3 protein-coding genes are annotated in these 3,162 nt (G+C 69.3%); all 3 read left to right on the top strand.

Annotation, left to right across the window (positions count from 1 at the left end; all coding sequences use genetic code 11):
• Positions 1–2,035: translation initiation factor IF-2 (infB, locus tag DW309_RS01355; RefSeq protein WP_136044327.1), on the top strand; the 2,035-nt coding region annotated here is incomplete at its 5' end.
• Positions 2,036–2,104: 69 nt separating this feature from the next.
• Positions 2,105–2,530: a 30S ribosome-binding factor RbfA gene (rbfA, locus tag DW309_RS01350; protein WP_136044326.1), complete on the top strand. Its 426-nt coding sequence runs from the start codon at positions 2,105–2,107 to the stop codon at positions 2,528–2,530.
• Between the two features lie 105 nt (positions 2,531–2,635).
• On the top strand, positions 2,636–3,162 hold a 527-nt coding region (locus DW309_RS01345; protein WP_205812581.1), incomplete at its 3' end, for a hypothetical protein.

Genomic DNA, 3,162 nt, shown 5'->3' with positions numbered 1-3,162 from the left:
TGGTCCTGGTGCACGTCCCGGCGGTGGCGGCGGTTTCGCCGGTCGTCCCGGTGGCGGCGGCGGTCGCGGTCGCGGCCCCGGTGGCGGCACGGCCGGTGCCTTCGGTAAGGGCGGCGGCAAGAGCAAGCAGCGCAAGTCGCGGCGGGCGAAGCGGCAAGAGTTCGAAATGCGGAGCGCCCCGGTCGTCGGCGGCGTCAACGTCACGCGCGGCAACGGCGAGACGATCCGCATGCGCCGCGGTGCGTCCATCGCGGACTTCGCCGACAAGATCGAGGCACTGACCGGATACACCGTGCAGCCGGGCACGCTCGTGACGATCCTCTTCAACCTCGGCGAGATGGCCACGGCCACCGAGTCGCTGGACGAGGCCACGTTCGAGGTCCTGGGTGAGGAGCTGGGCTACAAGGTCCAGATGGTCTCGCCCGAGGACGAGGACAAGGAGCTCCTCGAGGGCTTCGGTCTCGACCTCGAGAAGGAGCTGGCGGAGGAGAGCGAGGACGACCTCGAGATCCGTCCCCCGGTCGTCACCGTCATGGGTCACGTCGACCACGGTAAGACGCGCCTTCTCGACGCGATCCGTCAGACGAACGTCATCGAGGGCGAGGCCGGCGGCATCACCCAGCACATCGGTGCGTACCAGGTCTGGACCGAGCACGAGGGCATCGAGCGGGCCATCACCTTCATCGACACCCCGGGTCACGAGGCGTTCACCGCCATGCGTGCCCGTGGTGCCCAGGTGACCGATCTCGCGATCCTCGTGGTCGCGGCCGACGACGGCATCATGCCGCAGACGGTGGAGGCCCTGAACCACGCCCAGGCGGCGAACGTGCCGATCGTGGTCGCGGTCAACAAGGTCGACAAGCCCGAGGCCAACCCGGCCAAGGTGCGTCAGCAGCTGACCGAATACGGTCTGGTGGCCGAGGAGTACGGCGGCGACGTGATGTTCGTCGACGTGTCGGCTCGCGCGAACACCGGCATCCAGGACCTCCTGGACGCCGTGCTGCTCACCGCGGACGCCGGTCTCGACCTCACCGCCAACCCGAACAAGGCCGCTCGCGGTGTCGCCATCGAGGCGAAGCTCGACAAGGGCCGCGGTTCGGTCGCGACGGTGCTGATCCAGTCCGGAACCCTGCGGGTGGGTGACGCGATCGTGGCGGGTACCGCCTACGGCCGCGTGCGCGCGATGATCGACGAGAACGGCGAGACCGTCGAGGCGGCCGCGCCGTCTCGCCCGGTCCAGGTGCAGGGACTCAACTCCGTGCCCCGCGCCGGCGACGTCTTCATCGTCACCGAGGAAGACCGCATGGCCCGTCAGATCGCCGAGAAGCGTGAAGCGGTCGAGCGCAACGCCCAGCTGGCCAAGGCCCGCAAGCGCATCTCGCTCGAGGACTTCACCCGTGCTCTGGAAGAGGGCAAGGTCGAGTCGCTCAACCTCATCATCAAGGGTGACGTCTCCGGTGCCGTCGAGGCGCTGGAGGAGTCGCTCCTCAAGATCGAGGTCGACGACTCGGTGCAGCTGCGCATCATCCACCGCGGTGTCGGTGCGATCACCGAGTCCGACGTGAACCTGGCGACGATCGACAACGCGATCATCGTGGGCTTCAACGTCCGCCCCGACACGAAGGCGCGCGAGCGCGCCTCCCGTGAGGGCGTGGACATCCGCTTCTACTCCGTCATCTACAACGCGATCGACGAGATCGAGAGCTCGCTCAAGGGCATGCTCAAGCCGGAGTACGAAGAGGTCCAGTCGGGTGTCGCCGAGATCCGCGAGGTGTTCCGCTCCTCGAAGTTCGGCAACATCGCCGGTGTCATCGTGCGGTCGGGAACGATCACGCGCAACGCGAAGGCCCGCGTCATCCGCGACGGCGTCGTCATCGCCGATGGCCTGGCCATCGAGTCGCTGCGCCGGTTCAAGGACGACGTCACCGAGGTGCGCACCGACTACGAAGCCGGTATCGGCCTCGGCAAGTACAACGACATCCAGATCGGCGACGAGATCGAGACCACCGAGATGGTCGAGAAGCCTCGCGGCTGATCGGGTTCGATACCTTCGGGCGGGGATGCTGAGGCGTCCCCGCCCGAAGGCCTCTGAAGGGAAAGAGCTATGGCAGGCGAACGACAGGCACGACTCGCGGACCGCATCCGTGTGATCCTCGCCGAGCGTCTCGAGAAGGGTCTGCGCGACCCGCGGCTCGGGTTCGTGACCATCACCGATGTCCGCGTGAGCGGAGACCTGCAGCACGCCTCGGTGTTCTACACGGTCCTCGGCTCGGAGGAGGAGCGCATCGCGAGCGGTGCCGCCCTGACCTCGGCGACGGGCATGCTGCGCAGCGAGGTCGGCCGACAGCTGAGCACGCGTCTCGTGCCGACGCTCGAGTTCATCCCGGACGCGCTCCCGGAGAACGCCGATCACATCACGGCGCTGCTGCGTGAGGCGCAGGAGCGGGACGCCGAGGTCGCGAAGCTCGCCTCCTCTGCCTCCCCGGCCGGCGACGCCGACCCGTACCGTTCGGGGGACGACGAGGACTGATCCGTTTGATACCCTCGGGTCCGCGGGGATGACATCCGATGGACCTGGGGGATCGGCATTCCAGCGACGGTATCGAGCGACGGCGGTGTCGTCGCGCCCGCGATCGTGGAGCTGCTGCTCCGCGATCTTCTCGCGCGCGAACTGGTCTGCGCGCCGCACGTGGTGGCGCGACTGGCCGCGCGTCTCGCCGCCGATCCGCCGAGCGTCGTCGAGGTCGCGGAGCGGCTGACGCCGGACCAGCGGCTGGGACGGCGCGCGCTGCCCTCACCCCTGCCCCTGACGCCCGCGGTCGAGCGTGCCTTCGCGGAGCTCGAGCTCTCGGAGCGTGACCGCACGCTGCTGCTCGCGCAGACACTGCGCAGCGGCGACGACCTCGGCACCCTGGTCGCGTTCGACGGCCGGTCGGTGCGGGAGCTGGCGGCCTCCCCGGTCGGCGCACTGCTCGTGATCCATGCGGGCCGGGTGCGACTGTCCGACCCGCGCCTCTCGGTGTGGATTCAGGCGCTGTCGACCTCGGCGCGGACGGCGGAGGTGCACACCCGGCTGGCGGGACTGCACGCGGCCCTCGGCGATGAGGACGCAGCCGCGTGGCATCGAGCGCGCGCGTCGTTGACCGGCGACCCCGCGGCCGC

The organism is Microbacterium sp. K41 (assembly GCF_004794395.1).
Taxonomy (GTDB): Bacteria; Actinomycetota; Actinomycetes; order Actinomycetales; family Microbacteriaceae; genus Microbacterium; species Microbacterium sufflavum.
The sequence above is the reverse complement of the archived record's forward strand: the minus strand, read 5'-3'. Positions and strand labels throughout refer to the sequence as shown.